Annotated in this window: 6 protein-coding genes; all 6 read right to left on the reverse strand. The window is 42.4% G+C overall.

What is annotated here, in order from left to right; genetic code table 11:
* Positions 1-257, reverse strand: a 257-nt coding sequence (locus M989_RS22255) for a contractile injection system protein, VgrG/Pvc8 family (RefSeq protein WP_342447182.1), incomplete at its 3' end; no start/stop codon positions are given.
* A 23-nt stretch (positions 258-280) separates the two neighbouring features.
* Positions 281-565 carry a type VI secretion system PAAR protein gene (locus M989_RS22260; RefSeq protein ID WP_064549017.1) on the reverse strand — a complete coding sequence of 95 codons (285 nt, stop codon included), beginning with the start codon at positions 563-565 and terminating at the stop codon, positions 281-283.
* Positions 566-640: 75 nt separating this feature from the next.
* Entirely contained in the window at positions 641-1,642 is a 1,002-nt protein-coding gene (locus tag M989_RS22265; protein ID WP_064549018.1) for a hypothetical protein, read from the reverse strand.
* 9 nt (positions 1,643-1,651) lie between these two features.
* A complete protein-coding gene (locus tag M989_RS22270; protein ID WP_064549021.1) occupies positions 1,652-3,277 on the reverse strand; it encodes a hypothetical protein in 1,626 nt (541 codons plus the stop codon).
* A 10-nt stretch (positions 3,278-3,287) separates the two neighbouring features.
* A complete protein-coding gene (locus M989_RS22275) occupies positions 3,288-4,127 on the reverse strand; it encodes a DUF4123 domain-containing protein (RefSeq protein ID WP_064549023.1) in 840 nt (279 codons plus the stop codon).
* A partial coding sequence (locus M989_RS25925; protein WP_245191286.1) for a bacteriophage T4 gp5 trimerisation domain-containing protein occupies positions 4,124-4,661 on the reverse strand: 538 nt, incomplete at its 5' end. The genes M989_RS22275 and M989_RS25925, both read right to left, overlap by 4 nt.

Consider the following 4,661-nt stretch of genomic DNA (forward strand, 5'->3'; position numbering starts at 1 on the left):
TCGTTGTTCTCGCCAAGCTCCATGCCGGTGATGATACCGCTGAGGCGGCGCTGGACAACGTTCCCCTGCCAGACGGTGAGGGTGGCATTTTTCTCGAGAAAGTTTTTAGCCGCGAGGTCGGGGAGACCGCTGGCGATATCGACAGTAAGTGTAAAGGGGGTGGAGAGGTTTTGATAAAGGGTGAAGCTCACCACGGCGGTGCTCATCGCCAGTAACCCGTCCACGTCGAGCGTAAAACGCAGGCCATTTTGTGGCATAATATTCTCCCTGAAAACGGATATCAGCCAATACTGACGGTGCCGCTGCCGATAACGACGCCGCCACAGTCCACCGCATCACCGGTTCTGGCGGCGGGGAGCCCGTCAATAAATACAGTGGATGAGCCACTGGCTATTTTTCGTGGGTGAGGTGGGTGTTTGGGTTTTGCATGTGGCGTCAGTGGGTCACCCATACGGGCGGCGGGTAATCCGTCGATATATACCGTGGGGGAGCCCGCAGTAATGACGGTTTCGTAATAACCATCGTGCTGGGTGCCTTTGTCTGAAATTTTAGCGGCTAATGACATGAATTTTCCAGTTGTTCCATAATAAAACCAAAGTACGTTATAACAAAAATGACTAGAGTATCAGTATGGTTCATTTTAAGTAATAGGAACAAACTCTCCATTAATTAATGAGAACACTGGAGCATAGCATCCTAAAATCTCTTCACCATCTTCATCAGTGTACTTATAGGTTAAAGGGGAGTAGGTTTGATCTGATTTATTATAGAGTTGAACCATACGCCCTTTATTCATAACCCTGACATCATAATTTTCCCATTTAATTGGGAGTATCATCGCTTGCCCTTCTTCCAGTTCATTCTTTGCAAATTGAGATAATAATATTTCATCTTCACTGTCACCGGTTGTTGCAGACCACGCTTCCAGTGCAGTTTTATCATACGCCTTCAGGCGGTTTCGATCCCGGCTGTTGATAATTCTCGCCATCTCACTATAGGCCGCCCGTAGCTTTTGAATCTGCTCACTGCCGCCTGTGAACGGTTCGGCTTTCACCCACGCCCATTCCGGAATACCACTTACTGTAACTTTCTGCGTAAACCGATAGAGTACCATTCCCTGTGGAAAATAGGTGCTATCGAAATAATCGGGATCAATATGTCCGGGTATGACCTGCTCTGCCAGAATTTTTGTCCGAGTGATGGGATGTGAACTGTTAGTCTGTGCTTCAGGTAATCCCTGCGGACTGATGGTTACTTTTATTGATGACATTGTCTGTTTTTCCTGTCCGTTAAAACGCACTAGTTCCAGACTACAGGCGGATTGTGGATCAAAATGACCTCTCTCTTCCGGGGATAGTGGCTTATCAGAAAACCAATTCAGTGCACCAATCTCAAGGCTGATTACATTCTCGCCGTTTTCCATCAGCATTAAAGCGTTGGTACTGGAAATTCCACCACCACGTCCACGCCAGGCAGAATCACGATTATCGTATCCGATAACGCCATTAGTCTTAATAGCGCAATAAGCCTGCTGGATATTAAAAAGACTGCGCAGTTTTTGGGGGGTACTACTGGCTAATGCTGTTAATGTCATAATGCCTCCTGCTAGTATTATTGCTGGGATGATGTATTTTAACTTCATATGTTGCCCTCAATTTTGTGGGATTCCATTATATCCCGTTTTATTCTCTTCATTTTTATCCCAATTCGGATTGGAACCCATTGCCCACGGTTCAAAATGAGCAGGAGGAGTAATCACAGAATGGGAGGTAATACGTTCTTTACCATATAAATTAATACGTAAAGGCGAGTCTTCAGTTTTTAAAGGGGAAGATAATTGCCACTCTTCTTCAGCATTATTATTTGTTTCAGATAGCGATTTGTCTTTTTTATTTTTACCTACTTTATAACCTATATCAGCAGAAAACTTAAACGTTCCCTTAATACCGTCATGGTATAAAACCAGATCCAGACCATTATCATGCTCATCCAGAGCAAAACCTGCTGCTGCACCGATAGTCGCTTCTGCCTCAGCTCTAAGTTCTACCACGAAAACTTCGGCTTCAAAGGTGGCGCTTACAACACCTTTTATACCCAGATATAACTGATTTTCCTTGAGAATTTTAAACGTCCATTTATCATCTTTTTTGCTGTATGCTGCACCTATATTCAAATTAACACCAGGTGCTACTTCTATATAACATTCTACACTGGTACCGTGTTTTTTTAGGTAGTCCCGACATTTGCCAACTAAAGTATCAATTTTACAATAGGCACAGATAAACTGAATAATATCAAATTTTAACTTTGCCTCCAGAAAAGGCTTTCCATACAACCCAAAATAATGACATGGGCCTTCTTTTATATCAGTGAACTGATAAGCGTAGGAAACACCTATTTTTAACGGTTCTGCATTAAATGAAAATATAGAATATTCTCGCGTCTTGTTTTCACTTTCCGGATCAGGAGCAAAATATGTATTAAGATTGTTAATTAACTGGTCGGCCCGGTTTAACTGCTCAAGTGCTTTAGTTCTACGCAGTTTTTTGATCTCTTCTTCATATTCATGCGTAAATTCCACGTTGCAAATCTTTACTCCGAAATCCACGTTCAGTGCAGTTTTATTCATCAGCTCAAACTGAGCCGATTTATATGTCCAGCCATCACGTAGTTTATTTTTATTTTTGGGCTGAGTATTATCCATGGCTTGCCGTGATTTTATTTGCTCATCACGGCGTTCTTTGATAGTTCGCTCTCTGTGTGACGAAATAAGATCGTAGCTTAACCCAACAGTAAAACGTATTTCTATCGTCGGATAAACATCAATTTCAACATATCTTCCACACTCGTAACAGCCATTTGCTATAACCGCATAATGAGCCGGTTCGTCAAATATATCTCCAGGCTGAGTAATTGAACTGAGATATTCCCATGGGCTCCTGAAAGAATCTACTACACTTGACTCTTTTTTTTCTCCACCGTAATACAGTATTACTTTATTTGGCTTTCCATCAGAGCTTAACGATTCAGATGTTCCCTCTTTATTTTCTTCCAGCCATACTTCAGGGCACCCGTTTTTATCACATTTACTCTCTATAGTGATGGTTCCGTTACATCCTTCCCCTTCATCCAGCAGGTCAAAATGAACAGTTCCCTCTTTTGACCAGGTATGATGCTCTTTATTTTCAGGGAAAGCCGTGACCACATCCATCAGGCATGGATCAGGGATACCACATTCCACACAGGCTTTTCCGGCAGTTGATGACGGTTTCGACATAATTGTTTCCTTACTGAGGGAAAAAACCCAGCTTCTCCAGAAGCAACATTTCAACCTGTCGGTGTGCTGCCGCTTCATTATTATTTAATATATCAATCCATTCATTTGGAATATCTTTATTATTATAAATTTTATTTTTCAGCAGTAAATAGATAACACCTCTGATAGACCTGTCATCATTTATATTCATCGATTGACAAAAGTCAAAATAATTCTTAGCACAATCACTATTGTGTTTCCCGCCTTTCGGAAAAGGAGGACCTTTTTCTGTATAATAATTATGTATATATACCTCCAGTGTGTTGATATAGTTTCTTTGTGCCTGTGTGTTCAGCAGAGAATATTGTCGTTGGGTGAAAGTCAGTAAAGTCTCACTTTTTCCAGTAATGTTTCTTTTTCCGGACTGACGGAATGATAAAAAATCATCCTCCCGTCTTTCTTCTGAAAACTGAGTAATAATTTTGGTGACTGGTTCAATAAATCTGTAGCGTTCGAATGGAGTCAATACACTAATCAGTGCCCAGATATTGCGCGGATCATAAAACCGAAATAATACAGGTTTGCTTTGTTTCGGTATGTTAGCCCATAAATAATGTCGGAAATGTTGTACTAATAAATGAATTTTATTAGATGAATAAAAATATATCCCCCAGGGAGTTTCCTTTGTAGCCAGCCACTTGGCTACTTCCTGGGTGACTTCCAGCAGGTAAGGGGATATCCCGACCAGGTCTGGCTGGACGGGCGGGGGAAACAGGCAACAGTGTGGAGGATTATTTTGATGCAGAAAATCCAGCAAACCTTCTTCCACGGCACCATCCACAATGGCATATTGTACAGGAGTGATTTTCATTTGTTTTCATTCTCCTTCGGACAATGCGATACAAACATGGTTCCACTACCCGCAGCAGCCTTCAGGATCACCGGACGCATTGGCAGGATAATTTCGCCGGGACTACCTCCACTGTTAAGATTAATTTTCGATCCCATAACGTCCACGCCACCTGCATGTATCACCACAAATGCTCCTCCCACTCGCAGACTGATTTTGCTGTCGCTTTGTAGAACGATATCGCCCTGAACTTTGATGCCCAATGCACCTGCTATCTTCTGCGCCAGATCACCGTTTACCTCCAGACTATGATTACCTTCCACCAAACTGACATGATCTTTTGTCGTTTTGTGATTCTGTTTCCCATCAACGGTGACCTTACGGTCGTTAGCCACTATCAGTGATTCGTCATGACCAATACTCACAGTACGATCATAATTAACTCGTACATCCTTGCTGTTGAGCACTTTCACCTGCATGTTTTTCTGTGCATGCAGAAAAATTTCTTCATTGTCCGTCGCATCCTCGAAGCGCAGCTCATTAAATCCATCACCC

This window comes from Kluyvera georgiana ATCC 51603 (assembly GCF_001654985.1).
In the GTDB taxonomy this organism is placed as follows: Bacteria; Pseudomonadota; Gammaproteobacteria; order Enterobacterales; family Enterobacteriaceae; genus Kluyvera; species Kluyvera georgiana.